Here is a 15,711-nt window from a genome sequence, read left to right as displayed (position 1 = left end):
TTCCTAATTGACACATTTTCTAATTAAAGATAATTTAAGCCAAGAAATATTTCCTGTTCAAGAGGCAAGTCAATTTCGCTTTCAAAAAATATCAATTGTCTTTTAAAAACGGTTTCAATCAAATAATGATTTCCTCTAAAATAAGTCCTTCTGATTTTTACCGGAAGCTTTGATTCTGCAACCATTTTAAATTGATGCGGATAAACTAATGTTTTATGACTTTCATCTTCATAATCCAGTAATAAATGTGTTGAAACTTCATTAACTTCACCAAATAACGAAGCCACATATTTAGTTTGAGGATCTTCATAAATTTTTGTTGGGTCGCCTTTAGTGATCAATTCACCATTTCGCATTACAATTGCTTCATCGGCAAATGACAAAGCATCTGTGCTGTCATGAGTTGCAATGATACAGGTAATACCTTTTTGCTTTAAGTATCGAAACAAATTTCGACGTAAAGCATTTTTTCTAAAAGCATCAATCTGGCTGAAAGGCTCATCCAACAAAATCACTTCTGGCTCAAGTGCCAAAACTCGCACTAGAGCGACTCTTTGTTGTTGGCCTCCACTCAAAAATTTCGTTTTTACATTAGCAAAATTTTCCATTTCGACCATTTCCAATAATTCCTGAACACGGAGTTTTTTCATATTGGCAAATCCATTCGACAAGAACTTCCCAACATTCTCGGCAACAGTTTCATATGGAGACAAATCAAAATCTTGAGCTAAATATTTCATATACGGCATTCCGGGAATCAAATTGTATTTTGGTCCCAAAACTGGTTTTTCATCATAAAAGATCTTGCCTTCGTCTAAATCATACAAACCGTAGATAAGTTTAAGCAATGTACTTTTGCCACAGCCGCTTTCGCCTATGATAGCGATATTTTCTCCTTTATTTACAGTAAAAGAAACATTGTTTATAACAGGTTTATCGGTGTACGAAAAAGAAATATTTTGAATGTCGAGCATGAGTTGAATTTGAGAGTTCAAATTTACAATGTTTAATTTCTAAAGTCAAAAAAAAAGCTGCTTCAATTAAGAAACAGCTTTTAATAAATTTTATTGTCTTTTAAAACTATTTTCCAGCTTCGGCTTTAGCGTCATTTACCATTTTGTCATTTGCAGTAATAGCAAACTCTACACGACGGTTTTGGCTTCTTCCTTCTGGCGTATCATTTGTTGCAATTGGATCAGCAATTCCTAAACCTGAAGTTTTGAAGCGGCTAGATTTTAATCCTTTTGAAACTAAATAAGCTTGAACAGAAGCTGCTCTTTGTCCTGAAAGAGTCAAATTGTAATCTGGCTTACCTGTATTATCGGTATAACCAAAGATTTCGATATTAGTATCTCCGTAGTCGTTAAATACAGGAACTAACTTATCTAAATTTGCTTTTGCAGTAGCCGTCAAAGTTGATTTATTTGTATCAAAACGGACAGCATTTTCATTCAAAGTCAAGTGAATTCCTTCACCAACTCTTTCAACATCTGCACCTGGAAGCGCCTGATCGATTTCACGAGCTTGCTTATCCATTTTGTTTCCAATAAGAGCTCCAGTTCCCCCACCTACAGCAGCTCCAATAGCAGCTCCTAAGGCAGCATTACCACCGTGCCCTAAATTATTTCCTAAAATACCTCCAATTACCCCACCAGCAACTGCACCAATTCCGGCTCCTTTTTGTGTATTGTTTGCATTTTGCACAGATTCACAGCTAGTAAAAAAACTAGCTACAACCATTAAACAGCTTAGACCTAAAACAGTTATCTTTTTCATTTTCTATATTTTTTTAATATTAATTAGCTCTTTGAAATTGGTATACCACATCTTTAGTCTGACCACCAACATTAATGTTGTCGATTAACTGAAAAGAACTTTCAGTTACTCCCGCAACTTTAAGCAAATAACCATCTCTTACTTTCTTAGCTTTTTCACCTGCATTAAGAATTTTAAGAATAAACATTCCCTGATTATTGATACTCCAAACGATTGGCGAATTAAATGCTGTACAGCTAGGAGAATTCAAAGCCATTGTTCCTTTGTTGTTATTAGAAATAAAACTCCAAGTACTGCCTACAAAACATTTTGAATCGGCAAGATCAAATGAATTTACTTTGATATAATCAGAACCTGGATACGACACATTAGTTAATACCCAATTTCCTTTAAGTGCTACTTGAGTTGATTTGTCAAGTTTAGTTGAAAGTGTTGGCGCTTGCGCTTCAGTTGAAGCAGTTGTAGACGAAGCTGATTTACACGCAAAAAACATCGTGGCGATCATGCAAATGAAAATTATTTTCTTCATTTTGTACATTATTTAAGTTAATACTTACACGTTTAACAATTATTATACCACAAATATACGATTCGTTAGGATAATTTCTCTTCCAAAATCTATTTATTTTCTTTCAAAATTAACACTTCCGACATTTTGTCACCCAGAAAATAATTGGTATTCTATTTGAATAAATGAAAATCATCACATTAAACTCAAAAATTAAAAAAATATGACAACAGGTAAAATTAATGTTTCAGTAGAAAACATCTTTCCCTTAATCAAAAAGTTCTTATACAGTGACCACGAAATCTTTTTGCGCGAGCTGGTTTCAAACGGAACTGACGCTACTTTAAAATTAAAACACCTTATCAGCATTGGCGAAGCTAAAGTTGAATATGGAAATCCAATCATCGAAATCAAAATCGATAAAGAGGGCAAAAAAATCCATATTATCGATCAAGGTTTGGGTATGACTGCCGATGAAGTAGAAAAATACATCAACCAAGTTGCTTTTTCTGGAGCCGAAGAATTCTTGGATAAATACAAAGATTCTGCTAAAGATTCTGGAATTATCGGACACTTTGGTCTTGGTTTTTACTCAGCATTTATGGTTGCAGAAAAAGTTGAAATCATTACGAAATCATACAAAGACGAGCCTGCAGCACACTGGACATGTGACGGAAGCCCAGAATTTACTTTAGAGCCTGCTGACAAAACTTCACGCGGAACAGAAATTATTTTGCATATCGCTGAAGATTCTTTAGAATTCTTAGAAGATTCTAAAATCAGTGGATTATTGAGCAAATACAACAAGTTCATGCCTATTCCAATCAAATTTGGAACAAGAACAGAAACTCTTCCAAAACCTGAAGATGCGCCTGAAGATTATGTTAACGAAACTATAGAAGTTGACAACATCATCAACAACCCAACTCCTGCTTGGACAAAACAGCCTTCTGAATTATCTGACGAAGACTACAAAAACTTCTACAGAGAATTGTATCCAATGCAATTTGAAGAGCCATTATTCAATATTCATTTAAATGTAGATTACCCTTTCAACTTGACTGGTATTTTGTATTTCCCAAAGTTGGGTACAGACATGCAGATCCAAAAGGACAAAATTCAGTTGTACCAAAACCAAGTTTACGTTACAGATAACGTAGAAGGAATTGTTCCTGAATTCTTGACGATGTTAAAAGGTGTAATCGACTCTCCAGATATTCCATTGAACGTTTCTCGTTCTGGTTTACAAGCAGACGGTGCAGTTAAGAAAATCTCAAACTACATCACACGTAAAGTTGCAGATAAATTAAAATCATTATTCAACGAAAACCGTGCTGATTTTGAAGCAAAATGGAACGACATTAAAATCGTTTTGGAGTACGGAATGCTTTCTGAAGACAAATTCTACGAAAAAGCTGGAGCATTTGTTTTGTATCCAACTGTAGATGATACTTATTTCACTTTAGAAGAGTTAAAAGAAAAACTAAAAGAAAACCAAACTGATAAAGACGGCAAATTAGTTGTTCTTTATGCAGGAAACAAAGATGCTCAACACTCATATATTGAGGCAGCAAAAGAAAAAGGTTACGAAGTATTGCTTTTAGATTCTCCTATTATTTCGCATTTGATTCAAAAAATTGAAAACGACAATAGCAACTTGACATTTGTTCGTGTTGACTCTGATCACATTGACAACTTAATCAAAAAAGAAGAAAATGCAATTTCTAAATTATCTGATGACGAAAAAGCAGCTTTAAAAACTTCTTTAGAAGCATATATTCCAAAAGCATATAGCGTTCAGTTAGAAGCTATGGATTCGCAAGCAGCTCCATTCATTATCACGCAGCCAGAATTTATGCGAAGAATGAAAGAAATGAGCCAAACTGGTGGTGGCGGAATGTTCGGAATGGGAAATATGCCAGAAATGTACAATTTGGTTGTAAATACAAATTCTGATTTGGCTTCAAGCATTTTGAACACCGAAGACAAGACACATCAAGAACATTTGGTAAAACAAGCTTTAGACCTAGCTAAATTATCGCAAAACCTTTTAAAAGGTGAAGCCCTGACTGCTTTTGTAAAAAGAAGTTTCGAGATGATCAAATAAGATTTTCATCCTAAAATAACCTCAAAAATCCTGTAAGTTTTGCTTACAGGATTTTTTTATTGCAATTCATTTTTTTTGTTACATTTGAAGACCTTTAAAATCTAATCTTAAACAAAAACTACTATGAAAAAAATTGCCCTTTTAATCACAACTGTTTGTGTAACAGCACTTACTTACATTTCATGTTCAGGCGGTGATGACATTGCCAACCAAACAGACACTACGGCTGTTGGCGCATCAATTTCTATTGACGCTGCTAACGAAATGGACGTCAACACAGGATTATCTGTAACTAACAGCTCTGGAACATCAAAACCTGCAGGTGCTGTTTGTGCAACAATTACGGTTTCTGGAACATCTTACCCTAAAGTGTACACCGTAGATTACGGAACTACGGGTTGTATCGACAATCAGCTTACAAGAAAAGGAAAATTAAAACTTACACTTACTGGACCAGTAACTACTACAGGAAGCAAATTGACAATTGAAAGAATTGATTATTCGATTAATGGAATTAAGCTTGAAGGAACAATTGAATACACAAACACTACAACAGTTGCTACTGTACCACAATTTACCAGAAAAGTTACAAATGGAAAATTTACTGATTTATTAGGCAGAGTGTACACAAACTCAGGAACCTATACCGTAAAACAAACTGCTGGTGTTGACACTCCATTTGTTCTTGAAGACAACGTTTACGAAATGACTGAAGGAACTCACACTGTAACTACAGACAAAGGAGCGACTTTGACATTGACAGTTCAAGAATCTTTGATAAAAAAATATTCTTGCCAATACATTTCAAAAGGAAAATTGAAAATCGAAGGCGGATTCCTAAAAGGTGTTATCGACTACGGAAACAATGACTGCGACAGCAAATTCACTTACACACACGAGAGTGGCGTGAGCTACAATTTGCAAATGTAAAAGTCTCATTTTTATAAAAATACAGCAATCCCAATTTAGAAATAGATTGGGATTTATTTTTTATTAAAATTTTAATCACACCTACTACATTCAAACTATTTTCTTTATTTTGCACCAAAATCTAAAAACCAATGAAAAAATCGATTATTGCCTTTGCCGCAATTGCCCTACTAGCATCATGCAGCAAAAAAGAAACACCTACTGACCACCTACACCTTACAGGAAACATTAAAGGATTAAAAGAAGGAACTTTATATATTCAAAGAATTGTTGACACATCACTTGTGGCAATCGACAGTGTTAAAATTGACGGAAGCTCGGCTTTTGAAAGAGACATCAAATTAGAATCTCCAGAAATGCTTTATTTGTTTTTAGACAGAGGAGTTAGCAACTCGATGGACAATAATATTTTATTTTTTGCAGAGCCTGGAAACATTAACATCGACACCAACTTAGACAACTTTATTTATAGCGCCAAAATCACGGGATCAAAAAATCAAGAATTATACGAAGAGTATAAAAAAATAAACAACCGTTTTAATGACGAAAGTTTAGCATTAGTTGAGCCAAGATTTAAAGCGATGAAAAGAAATGATCAAAAAGCTGTAGACAGCATTAATGCAAAAGACGACTCTAATACGAAAAGAAAATACTTATTCGCTACAAACTTCGCTCTTAACAATAAAGATCACGAAATCGCACCTTATATTGCTTTAGCAGAGATTTATGACATCAACATCAAATTTTTAGATACAATTCAAAAGTCGATGACTCCAAAAGTTGCTCAATCGCTTTACGGAAAGAAATTAACCAAATATGTTGCTGACATCAAAAAACAGGAACAAAAACAATAAAACCCAAAACAAAAAAAACGTCCAGAAGGACGTTTTTTTTTATGCTTATATAAATCTTATTTCTAGAAATTACCTTCCTAATATACCTCCAAGCATTGCAAGCACAAATATAAGCGCATAAAGCGATAATATGGTAACCATCAAGATACCGATAAATTTATAATGCGATTTCAAATACCCTAAAGAAGATGTCAATGCTTCAGAATCATTTTCTCTAAATGCTCTTTTTGCGTTAGAACCAAATCTGAACAAATAATACACCGGGAAGAAATAAAGAGCAGCAAAAGCTAAATAAACAAAACTCATAAATGCTCCTAGAGAACCTGCGAAAAGGCCTGCTCCCATTGTGTTACCAAGAGACGCAAAAATCGCTCCTGCGAAAATCGCAAAAACAACAAAAAGCCCAACACCTATAAATCCAAGAATAGACAAAAAGTAAGCCCACTTTGCGGTTTCTTTTAAAAAATCTTTTGCAGATTGATCGAGCTGCATCTCGAAATTTTCAAACACTGAAGTTTCTTCCATTATTAGTATGTTTTTGGTTAAAAAACAAACATAAGAAATTTATTGTTTAAAAAAACCAAAAAGACACATTCTAAAATTAAATAAATTCAAGATTTAAATTCCAAAAAAAATCCAAATTCCAACTTGAACCTGAAACTTGAAACATCAAAACTTAACCTTTCAATTTTGAGCAAAAAAAAACCACCACATTTCTGTGATGGTTTTTGAGCCGATAGAGGGACTCGAACCCACGACCTGCTGATTACAAATCAGCTGCTCTAGCCAGCTGAGCTACATCGGCCTATTTTGCGAGTGCAAAGATATAAATGTTTTTTAATATTCCAAAAAAAATTTCACACCTCTCTCTATAATTAAAAAAACCACCACATTTCTGTGATGGTTTCCGTTGAGCCGATAGAGGGACTCGAACCCACGACCTGCTGATTACAAATCAGCTGCTCTAGCCAGCTGAGCTACATCGGCCTCATTACGGGTGCAAATATAAAGCGGTTTTTCAATTTCCCAAAATAAATTTGCACTTTTTTACACTTTTTTTTGCTTATAATGCGTTGATTTTTTCAATCAATTGATTAGCAGTTTGTTCTAATTCAACATTGATTTGTTTGAAGTGTGCTTTTTTATTTTCAACGTTCTTAGCGTTCACTTTTGTAATCAAAGTATCGAATGCAGCGATAGCTTCATCGATTAAAGCATTCGTTTCTGGAGTTGGATTTCCTGTTGTAGACATCTCAAACAAGTAAACTGCCTCAATAATATCTCCTAATACGAAATTGATGTCTTTCTTTAAATTTTTAACGTTTGCCATTTTTATTATAATTTTAATTTGCGTCTGCAAAAATACACATATTCTTTATATTAAGCGCTATGAAATGTAAATTTCTAAAATTGAAGCTTTTCCGCTCAAGACAAATGCATTTATCGCAGCTGGAACCAAAACCGTATCTCCTTTTATGTATGTATGTTTAAAACCATCAAATTCAATTTCAAAACTTCCTTCAACACACATATATACTGTAAATGTTTCTCCGGATTTAGAAACTTCGACTTTATTTTCTAACGGAATTAAATTTGTTGTAAAATAAGGACAATCGACAACCGTATTCGAAACGTTTTCTTTTGTTTCGTATTTTTTTTGAGTATCAACTTTATTGTAATTGATTGCGTCAAGCGCTAAATCTACGTGCAATTCTCTTTTATTTCCTTGTGCATCTACACGATCAAAATCATACAAACGATAAGTAATATCTGAAGTTTGTTGAATTTCGGCAACAACTAATCCTGCTCCAATCGCATGAACTGTTCCTGTTTCTAAAAAGAAAACATCGCCAGATTTTGCTTTTACACCATCTAAAATCGAAACCAATGTATTATCATTCAAATGCTTTAAATATTCCTCTTTGCTTGAGTTTTCTTTAAATCCCACAATAATTCTTGCATCAGCATCGGCTTGCATTACATACCACATTTCCGTTTTCCCGAAAGAATTATGACGTTCTTTTGCCAATTTATCATTTGGATGAACCTGAATTGAAAGATCTTCGCGAGCGTCAAGATATTTAAAAAGCAACGGAAATTGCTTTCCAAAACGCTCATAAACCTTTGTTCCAAGAATTTCATTTGGAGTTTCATCAATTAACTGCATTAATGATTTTCCTTTTAAAGCGCCATTTGAAACTACGCTAACATCGCCTTCTACTGTAGAAAGTTCCCAGCTTTCGCCAGTAATTTTAGAAGTAATTGGTTTATTCAATAAAGTTTTAAGTTTTTCTCCTCCCCAGATTCTTTCTTTTAAAATAGGCTCAAATTGTAATGGATAAAATTGCATGTTTATTATTGTTTTGTTTTAGCTAATATCTTTATTATTTCAATATTGAAATAATACTATTCCCTTAATTTATAATACTAATTCTTTAATCGTTTCCAATGCTTTCGGAATGTGTTTTGCCGCATTCATGCTATCAAAAATCAAAATTACGACACCATTGCGATCTACGATATAAGTTACTCTTCCTGGCAAAAGTCCAAAAAGGTTATTTCGCACCCCAAACAATTGCCTCAATCTTTTATCTTGATCTGACAACAAAATAAAAGGCAGCTTGTGCTTATTGGCAAATTTGTGATGTGATTTGACACTATCACTGCTGATACCAATAACTTCAGCGCCTAAATCTTTAAAATCTTCATATTGATCGCGAAAACTACAGGCTTCGGTAGTACAACCCGGCGTGTTATCTTTCGGATAAAAATAAATTACGAGTGGCTTTATCCCTAAAAAGCTTTTGCTTTCAAAAAGTTCCCCATGACTATCTTTTGCAGTAAAATTCGGAACTATATCTCCTATTTTTAATGACATTTATTATTCTCCTTTATAAGTTACAAAATTGCGGTCTGTTTCATAAAGCACGATTTCTAGATCAAAATCGGGCTGAATTCTTTTTTTAATTTTATTCCATATCACAACAGCAATATTTTCGGCTGTTGGATTCAAATCCTGAAATTCTGGAACATCCAGATTTAGGTTTTTGTGATCAAACGGAATCTCCACTTCTTCAAGTATGATATCCGCTAATACTTTCACATCTAAAACAAAACCAGTTTCCGGGTCAATTTTTCCTGTAACACTAACCGTCAAACCATAATTGTGACCATGAAAGTTGGGATTATTACATTTTCCAAAAACAGCATTGTTTTTTTCGTCTGTCCAATCTTTCCTGTGTAATCGATGCGCAGCATTAAAATGTGCTTTTCTTGATATGGTTACTCTCATTTAGGTTTTTTGGTTGCTTTGGTTATAATTTATGGTCTTCCAAATAATGATCAAATTCATCAAAAATTATCTTAAACCATACGGTATAAATTTCGGGTTGTTTTTCAATATCCTTTTTTACATCTTCAATGCTCATCCATTTCCAAGCTTCGACCTCATCTAGATTTATGTTTGGTTCATCATTATAATAACCAATCATAACATGGTCAAGTTCGTGCTCCGTTAAACCATTGTCAAAAGGCGCTTTATAAATAAAATGAAAAAGCTCTTTCAATTCGGCTTTAAATCCCATTTCTTCAAATAATCTTCGGCTTCCCGCTTCAATGTTGGTTTCTCCTTCTCTTTGATGACTGCAACAAGTGTTTGTCCAAAGCAAAGGCGAATGGTATTTATGATGAGCACGTTGCTGCAACATTATTTCGTTTTTACTATTTAAAATAAAAACTGAAAAGGCACGGTGCAAAAGCGCTTTTTCATGTGCTTCTAATTTTGGCATTAAGCCAATTTGTTCATCGTTTTGATTAACTAATATTACGTTTTCTTCTGTCATAAGGCTTCTTAAGCAAACAAAAATACGAAAAAAGAAATGGCTTAAAAATGCTAATTAAGTTAGTTAAAATCTAAGCTCAAAACCCATTTTCTATTTTATTGATTTACAGCATTATATTTTATATTAAAAATTAAAAGCTGTTAAAATTAAGACATAAAAACTACATTGCATTATTTTACGTAACTAATAAAAAGTTAAAACACACTTAAAAAAATCTCAATAATAACTCCAGCTGTAATTTGAAGCTAAATCTCGACGTATCTTTGAAATACAGATTAAAGCACCAAAAAATTTATGAAATCTAAAAATCTAATTTTAAGTCTTTGTTTTTTACTACCGCTTTTTATTCTACAAGCCTGCGGTCAAAACACAAAAAAACAGCCTGCTAAAACCGTTGCTATGGAAAACAAAATCAGCAAACCTGGAAACCCATATTATTCGAATACTGATACAACCAAATTAAACGTAAGCGATGCCGAATGGAAAAAGGTTCTTCCAGAAGATGTTTTTGCAGTAATGCGTAAAGCGGATACCGAAAGACCTTTTACAGGAAAATATTGGAATACTGATGAAAAAGGAACCTATTATTGCGCTTCTTGTGGCAACAAACTTTTTAGATCGACCGCTAAATTTTCAAGCAGTTGTGGTTGGCCAAGTTTTTTTGAACAAGAAAATAAAACCAGCATAATTTTCAAAAATGATGATTCATATGGAATGGACCGAATCGAGGCGCTTTGCGGGCGTTGCGGTGGACATTTAGGGCATTTATTTGACGACGGCCCAGAACCAACTGGAAAACGTTATTGCATGAACTCAATTGCTTTAGATTTTATTCCCGATTCTAAATAATTTATGCTATGAAAAATATATTCTTAATTTGCTTGTCTGTTTTGTCATTGAACGGATTTTCTCAAAACAAAAAACCTTCAAATCTTGAAACTATTACGCTCGGTGGCGGATGTTACTGGTGTGTTGAAGCAGTTTATGAAAATTTAGACGGAGTAAAATCTGTGGTTTCTGGATTTTCTGGAGGAAATGTCCCTAATCCTACTTACGAAGAAGTTTGCACCGGAGAAACCGGTCATGCCGAAGTTGTTCAAATTACATACGATAAAAACGTAACTGATATTAATGAAATCTTCAAAGTCTTTTTTACAGTTCACGATCCTACAACTTTAAATCGTCAAGGCGCAGATGTTGGAACACAATACCGTTCTGTGATTTTTTATAAAAACGAAGAACAAAAAAAGGCCGCACAAAGTATTATTGCCGAACTTAACAAAGCAAAAGTTTATAATAATCCGATTGTAACTAAAGTTGAACCTTTCAAAGTTTTTTACAAAGCCGAAGATTATCATCAAAATTATTATGCCAACAATAAAAATCAGCCGTATTGCAAAATGGTCATTCAGCCGAAAATAGAAAAATTCGAGAAAGTCTTTAAAGACAAACTAAAAAAGAAATCATAAAAGAAAAGGGGAAATGAATTGATTCATTTCCCCTTTTCTTTTTAGCTTCAACTTTGACAAAGTTCAAAAAGCTTAAATTATTTTTTAGCTACTTTTTTGAATCGCATCATTGCTACATCGCCTTCATTCAAAATCAATTTCCCATCTTTATCAATAGAATAGCTTGTGATTTTTTTCATTTGTTGCAAAAATTGCTGTTCTCCTCCTCCATCACAAAACATTAATGTAGATGGTCCTGGCTCCCCAAAAGTCAAAGAATTCCCTTTTAATGTATAAGGCGCACTATATCCGTTGCATCCATTATTTCCAAAAACTTTTGTCTCTTTTTGATCAAAAGTAATTTCAGGTTTTTTATTTGGATACAAACCTTCAAAAGCAATTCTCGGTCCAGAAATATATTCCAATTCCCAAGTTGAGCCAAAAAGATCTCCTCCATTATTAGCGCCTTTCGATGCCATACACGAATAAAGCAACAAAGTTAAAACTGAAACAATAGCAAGCGTATATTTTTTCATAAAATGCATTTTTAAAGATTAATAAAATTTGTTTTTTGAAGATTAAAATTCTGTTATAAACGTTCCATTCTCAAGATTCATGCCTTTTTAAGCTTAAATTTCACTGCAAATCGAAATTTTCTGATCTCTAAGTTACATCATTTTGCTTAAAATAATATTAATCAAACATTTAAATTACAATTTGTGATTCTATTTTTTTTGTAATTTGCACTAATCAAAAAACCAAAAATCATCAATAAAAAGCCAAAAAAATGAAGCAATTACTATTTTTCTTTGCCGTTTTGTTTTCCTTCTCACAAATTCAGGCGCAAGAAAACCTCCCAACAGATTATCTTTCAAAAGAATTTCACAAAGGTCGTCGTGAAGCCTTCAGAGCTTTGATGCCTGCCAATTCTGTCGCTGTAATTTTCTCATATCCGGAAAGAGTTTTCTCAAAAGACGTTAATTACAATTATCACGCAAACCCAGATATGTATTATTTATCAGGCTACAAAGAAGCTGATGGTGTTTTATTGATTTTTAAAGAACCACAGGGAGATGAAAAATACAATGAAATCCTTTTTGTGAGAGAAAGAAACGCTAATCGTGAAATGTGGACAGGAAGACGTTTAGGTGTTGAAGGCGCTAAATCGAAACTAGGATTTTCAACCGCTTACAACGGAAAAGATTTTAATGCTTTTAAAATTGATTTTCAAAAATTTGACAAGATAATTTACGATAAAATCCCAACAGATCTAACCAACGACAAAAGCGGATTCGATCTTTTTGGATTAATTCAGATTTTTAAATCCAAAGCTTCAATTACGCAAGAAAACGAATCTTCTACAGATTTATTTACCAACATTACCAATTCTCTTCGCGAAATAAAAACTCCCGAAGAACTTGATTTAATGCGCAAAACCGTAAAACTTTCATGCATTGCGCACAATGAAGTTATGAAAGCTGTTGGCCCAGACATGAGCGAAAATGAAGCAGATGGAATTCACATGTATGTTCACAGACATTATGGCGCCGAAGATGAAGGCTATCCTCCAATTGTTGGTGTTGGAGCAAATGGTTGTATTTTACATTACGGAGAAAACAATGCTTCAAAAATGGAAAATCAATTGTTATTAATGGACGTTGGTTCCGAATATCATGGATATTCGGCAGACGTTACCAGAACAGTTCCTGCAAACGGAAAATTTACTGAAGAACAAAAAGCCATTTACCAAATAGTTTATGAAGCTCAAGAAGAAGTTTTTAAACTTTGCAAAGAAGGAACTCCAATTCAGAATTTAAACAAAAGATCCAGAGAAGTAGTCGCAGCAGGCCTCATTAAATTAGGAATTATAACAGACCCTAAAGATGCACGAATTTATTATCCTCACGGATGTTCGCATTTTCTTGGCTTGGATGTTCACGACAAAGGAAATTACATGGGAACTTTAAAAGAAAACATGATTCTTACTGTTGAACCAGGAATCTATATTCCAGCAGGCAGTAAATGCGATAAAAAGTGGTGGAATATTGGCGTTCGTATCGAAGATGATATTTTAATGAAAAAAGATTCATACGAAAATCTTTCAGCCGAATCTCCAAGAAAATGGCAGGATGTCGAGGCAATGGCTAAACAAAAAAGCACTTTTAATGAAATGAAATTCCCTAAAATATAAAACCGAAAAGCTTTCAAAAGCAACCTAACAACAAAGCCATTGTAAATAAAAAGTATTTACAATGGCTTTGTTGTTGTATAATTTCACGAATATTCGGATTAAAACAAATACAAATAACTAAAAACAAATACACTACAGGCAAGAGTAAGACTAATAATTTGATTTTAAGAACATTCCACATCTCATTTTTTTGTAAATTAGTAGTCCCAAAATAGACACTATTTATCGCACTTCAATTTCCCAAACCAGTGAAGATAAGCCGAAAAAAAATGACGGATTCAAACAAGCGACGTGGAGATCTGCATTACCCAAATCCGAAGATCCCACATCTGCGAAATGAAATCCAATTTTTCTAGCTGAATATCCTAACCGTAATTTTTCGAATCAGGAAAAATCTGCCTCTTCGCATTAATTAAAAAAAATGCACTGCAAGAGAACTTTGTCTTTTTCACAAAATGCAACCATGACAAAGTTTTCAAAAAGAACACGTAATAAACAATTCTGGGAAAATTTAACCAATAAAAAAGAAATGAAATGAAAACAATTAAAAAGAATTTAATGCCTCTGTTCCTACTATTACTTTTTATATTAAGTGTGAATATCTATGCACAAGACCCATTAAAAGTAGCGCCTAATGCATATAAAAAGGTACTTCTTGAGAATGAAAGAGTAAGAATATTGCAAGTTGAGATTAATCCTGGAGAAACAATTCCATGGCATCATCATCCTGATCACACCATCTATGCATTGGCTGATGGAAAAATTGAAATAACCGATAAAGGCAAAGCTCCCATTGTTATGGATATTAAAGCCGGAGATGCCATGTACATACCAGCTGTTACACATATGGCAAAAAATTTAGGAGATACAACTGTTAATTTGATTGTAACAGAAATAAAAACTAAAAAATAAACCATAACCGATATCCCAACCTTTTTAATTTAACTCAAAGTAACAACCTGAATTCAAGTTGTTACTTTTTTTTTAAAGATTATCTTTAAAATGGAGCCAATATATTTTTCGTTCTTTGTAAACTTAAAAATTTAAAATATGAAAGCACTTACCTTCTCTAAATTCGGAGATTCAGATGTTTTAGAATATATCGAAATTCCAAATCCTCAATTAAAATCTGATGAAATTTTAGTCGAAATGAAAGCCATCGGATTAAACTTTGCCGATGTTTACAGACGAAAAGGAAATTATCATTTAAAAGGAAATCCGCCTTTTATTGCCGGTTATGAAGGCGCCGGAATTGTTGTTGATGCTAATAATCACCCAGAATATAAAGTTGGAGACCGTGTAGCTTTCGCCGATGTTCCCTTTGCAAATGCAGAGTTGGTCGCTGTAAACACAAATCATGTTTTGCCTTTGCCCGAAGCAGTTTCTTTCGAAACGGCTGCTTCAGTTTTATTGCAAGGTCTAACCGCACATTATTTAGCAACCGACAGTCATAAAACTGCAAAAGGAGAAACCGTATTAATTCATGCTGTTGCTGGCGGCGTTGGGCAAATTCTGACTCAAATTAGCAAGCTTTTTGGTGCAAATGTAATTGGATTAACCTCTTCTTCAGAAAAAGCAAAAGTTGGTTTTGAGCAAGGTGCTGATCATGTTTTACTTTATAATGACGATTGGAAATCACAGGTTTTCGAAATTTCTTCAAAAGGTGTCGATGTTGTTTACGACAGTATCGGAAGCACTTTAGCAGAAAGTTTCGAAGTCACAAAAGAATGTGGACAAGTAGTTTTCTTTGGAATGGCCGGAGGAGATCCTGCGCCTGTAGATCCAAGGATGCTTATGGACGGTTCAAAAACCTTAACCGGAGGCGATTTGTGGAGCTATTTAAATTCTAAAGAAGAACGCATCAAACGCGCAACACAATTATTCAGCTGGATTGCCGAAGGAAAAATCAAACTTTCTGAACCAACATCTTTCAAATTATCTGAAGGAAAGCTGGCGCATGATTTTCTGGAAAGCAGAAAAAGTACTGGAAAAATAATTTTAATTCCGTAATTAATAATCTGGGCGTGCCACCAATAAAAAAAGGAGCCAACTATG

General features: G+C 33.8%; 18 protein-coding genes and 2 tRNA genes. 8 read left to right on the top strand and 12 right to left on the bottom strand.

The window, feature by feature from the left end; genetic code table 11:
- Positions 1 to 23: 23 nt before the first annotated feature.
- The 3 genes from EYY60_RS10000 to EYY60_RS09990 all read right to left on the bottom strand — a co-directional run bounded on the left by EYY60_RS10000 (position 24) and on the right by EYY60_RS09990 (position 2,305).
- Positions 24 to 974, bottom strand: a complete 951-nt coding sequence (locus tag EYY60_RS10000) for an ABC transporter ATP-binding protein (protein ID WP_132989204.1) — start codon at positions 972 to 974, stop codon at positions 24 to 26.
- Positions 975 to 1,080: 106 nt separating this feature from the next.
- On the bottom strand, positions 1,081 to 1,776 hold the full coding sequence (locus EYY60_RS09995; protein WP_132989203.1) for an OmpA family protein: 696 nt from the start codon (positions 1,774 to 1,776) through the stop codon (positions 1,081 to 1,083).
- Between the two features lie 19 nt (positions 1,777 to 1,795).
- Positions 1,796 to 2,305 carry a lipocalin family protein gene (locus EYY60_RS09990; protein WP_132989202.1) on the bottom strand — a complete coding sequence of 170 codons (510 nt, stop codon included), beginning with the start codon at positions 2,303 to 2,305 and terminating at the stop codon, positions 1,796 to 1,798.
- Positions 2,306 to 2,507: 202 nt separating this feature from the next.
- Here EYY60_RS09990 and htpG point away from each other — a divergent pair, with 202 nt between their 5' ends.
- From htpG to EYY60_RS09975, 3 genes are all read left to right on the top strand, one after another.
- On the top strand, positions 2,508 to 4,391 hold the full coding sequence (gene htpG, locus EYY60_RS09985) for a molecular chaperone HtpG (protein ID WP_132989201.1): 1,884 nt from the start codon (positions 2,508 to 2,510) through the stop codon (positions 4,389 to 4,391).
- Positions 4,392 to 4,514: 123 nt separating this feature from the next.
- The gene (locus tag EYY60_RS09980) at positions 4,515 to 5,321 is read left to right on the top strand and encodes a hypothetical protein (RefSeq protein WP_132989200.1); all 807 of its coding nucleotides are present in this window, start codon (positions 4,515 to 4,517) and stop codon (positions 5,319 to 5,321) included.
- A 131-nt stretch (positions 5,322 to 5,452) separates the two neighbouring features.
- Positions 5,453 to 6,175, top strand: coding sequence for a DUF4369 domain-containing protein (locus EYY60_RS09975; protein ID WP_132989199.1), 723 nt, complete (start codon positions 5,453 to 5,455; stop codon positions 6,173 to 6,175).
- A 69-nt stretch (positions 6,176 to 6,244) separates the two neighbouring features.
- On the opposite strand, the gene EYY60_RS09970 is transcribed toward EYY60_RS09975, so the two are convergent.
- The 8 genes from EYY60_RS09970 to idi all read right to left on the bottom strand — a co-directional run bounded on the left by EYY60_RS09970 (position 6,245) and on the right by idi (position 10,017).
- A complete protein-coding gene (locus EYY60_RS09970) occupies positions 6,245 to 6,700 on the bottom strand; it encodes a hypothetical protein (RefSeq protein WP_132989198.1) in 456 nt (151 codons plus the stop codon).
- A gap of 206 nt (positions 6,701 to 6,906) precedes the next feature.
- Positions 6,907 to 6,980: transfer RNA gene (locus EYY60_RS09965), tRNA-Thr, on the bottom strand.
- A 108-nt stretch (positions 6,981 to 7,088) separates the two neighbouring features.
- A tRNA-Thr gene (locus EYY60_RS09960) sits at positions 7,089 to 7,162 on the bottom strand.
- A 76-nt stretch (positions 7,163 to 7,238) separates the two neighbouring features.
- Complete coding sequence (locus tag EYY60_RS09955; protein ID WP_012022371.1) at positions 7,239 to 7,505, bottom strand: hypothetical protein; 267 nt, start codon at positions 7,503 to 7,505, stop codon at positions 7,239 to 7,241.
- Between the two features lie 57 nt (positions 7,506 to 7,562).
- Positions 7,563 to 8,531 carry a type I phosphomannose isomerase catalytic subunit gene (locus EYY60_RS09950; RefSeq protein WP_132989197.1) on the bottom strand — a complete coding sequence of 323 codons (969 nt, stop codon included), beginning with the start codon at positions 8,529 to 8,531 and terminating at the stop codon, positions 7,563 to 7,565.
- A 63-nt stretch (positions 8,532 to 8,594) separates the two neighbouring features.
- The gene (locus EYY60_RS09945; protein ID WP_132989196.1) at positions 8,595 to 9,053 is read right to left on the bottom strand and encodes a peroxiredoxin; all 459 of its coding nucleotides are present in this window, start codon (positions 9,051 to 9,053) and stop codon (positions 8,595 to 8,597) included.
- A gap of 3 nt (positions 9,054 to 9,056) precedes the next feature.
- A complete protein-coding gene (locus tag EYY60_RS09940) occupies positions 9,057 to 9,467 on the bottom strand; it encodes a 6-carboxytetrahydropterin synthase (protein WP_132989195.1) in 411 nt (136 codons plus the stop codon).
- A 22-nt stretch (positions 9,468 to 9,489) separates the two neighbouring features.
- Positions 9,490 to 10,017, bottom strand: a complete 528-nt coding sequence (idi, locus tag EYY60_RS09935; protein ID WP_132989194.1) for an isopentenyl-diphosphate Delta-isomerase — start codon at positions 10,015 to 10,017, stop codon at positions 9,490 to 9,492.
- Between the two features lie 294 nt (positions 10,018 to 10,311).
- On the opposite strand from idi, the gene msrB reads away from it, so the two are divergent.
- Positions 10,312 to 10,866, top strand: a complete 555-nt coding sequence (gene msrB / locus EYY60_RS09930) for a peptide-methionine (R)-S-oxide reductase MsrB (RefSeq protein ID WP_132989193.1) — start codon at positions 10,312 to 10,314, stop codon at positions 10,864 to 10,866.
- A gap of 8 nt (positions 10,867 to 10,874) precedes the next feature.
- Complete coding sequence (msrA, locus tag EYY60_RS09925) at positions 10,875 to 11,486, top strand: peptide-methionine (S)-S-oxide reductase MsrA (RefSeq protein ID WP_132989192.1); 612 nt, start codon at positions 10,875 to 10,877, stop codon at positions 11,484 to 11,486.
- A 77-nt stretch (positions 11,487 to 11,563) separates the two neighbouring features.
- Here msrA and EYY60_RS09920 read toward each other — a convergent pair whose 3' ends face one another.
- Entirely contained in the window at positions 11,564 to 12,001 is a 438-nt protein-coding gene (locus EYY60_RS09920; protein WP_132989191.1) for an META domain-containing protein, read from the bottom strand.
- 251 nt (positions 12,002 to 12,252) lie between these two features.
- On the opposite strand from EYY60_RS09920, the gene EYY60_RS09915 reads away from it, so the two are divergent.
- The 3 genes from EYY60_RS09915 (at position 12,253) to EYY60_RS09905 (ending at position 15,666) form a co-directional block, all read left to right on the top strand.
- Positions 12,253 to 13,656, top strand: a complete 1,404-nt coding sequence (locus EYY60_RS09915) for an aminopeptidase P N-terminal domain-containing protein (protein ID WP_132989190.1) — start codon at positions 12,253 to 12,255, stop codon at positions 13,654 to 13,656.
- A 534-nt stretch (positions 13,657 to 14,190) separates the two neighbouring features.
- On the top strand, positions 14,191 to 14,568 hold the full coding sequence (locus EYY60_RS09910; RefSeq protein WP_132989189.1) for a cupin domain-containing protein: 378 nt from the start codon (positions 14,191 to 14,193) through the stop codon (positions 14,566 to 14,568).
- Positions 14,569 to 14,706: 138 nt separating this feature from the next.
- Positions 14,707 to 15,666 carry a quinone oxidoreductase family protein gene (locus EYY60_RS09905; protein WP_132989188.1) on the top strand — a complete coding sequence of 320 codons (960 nt, stop codon included), beginning with the start codon at positions 14,707 to 14,709 and terminating at the stop codon, positions 15,664 to 15,666.
- The last annotated feature ends 45 nt before the right edge of the window (positions 15,667 to 15,711 follow it).

It is taken from the genome of Flavobacterium zhairuonense, from assembly GCF_004352915.1.
GTDB classification, from domain to species: Bacteria; Bacteroidota; Bacteroidia; order Flavobacteriales; family Flavobacteriaceae; genus Flavobacterium; species Flavobacterium zhairuonense.
Note: the sequence above shows the minus strand (reverse complement) of the source record. Positions and strands in the feature narration are given on the sequence as shown.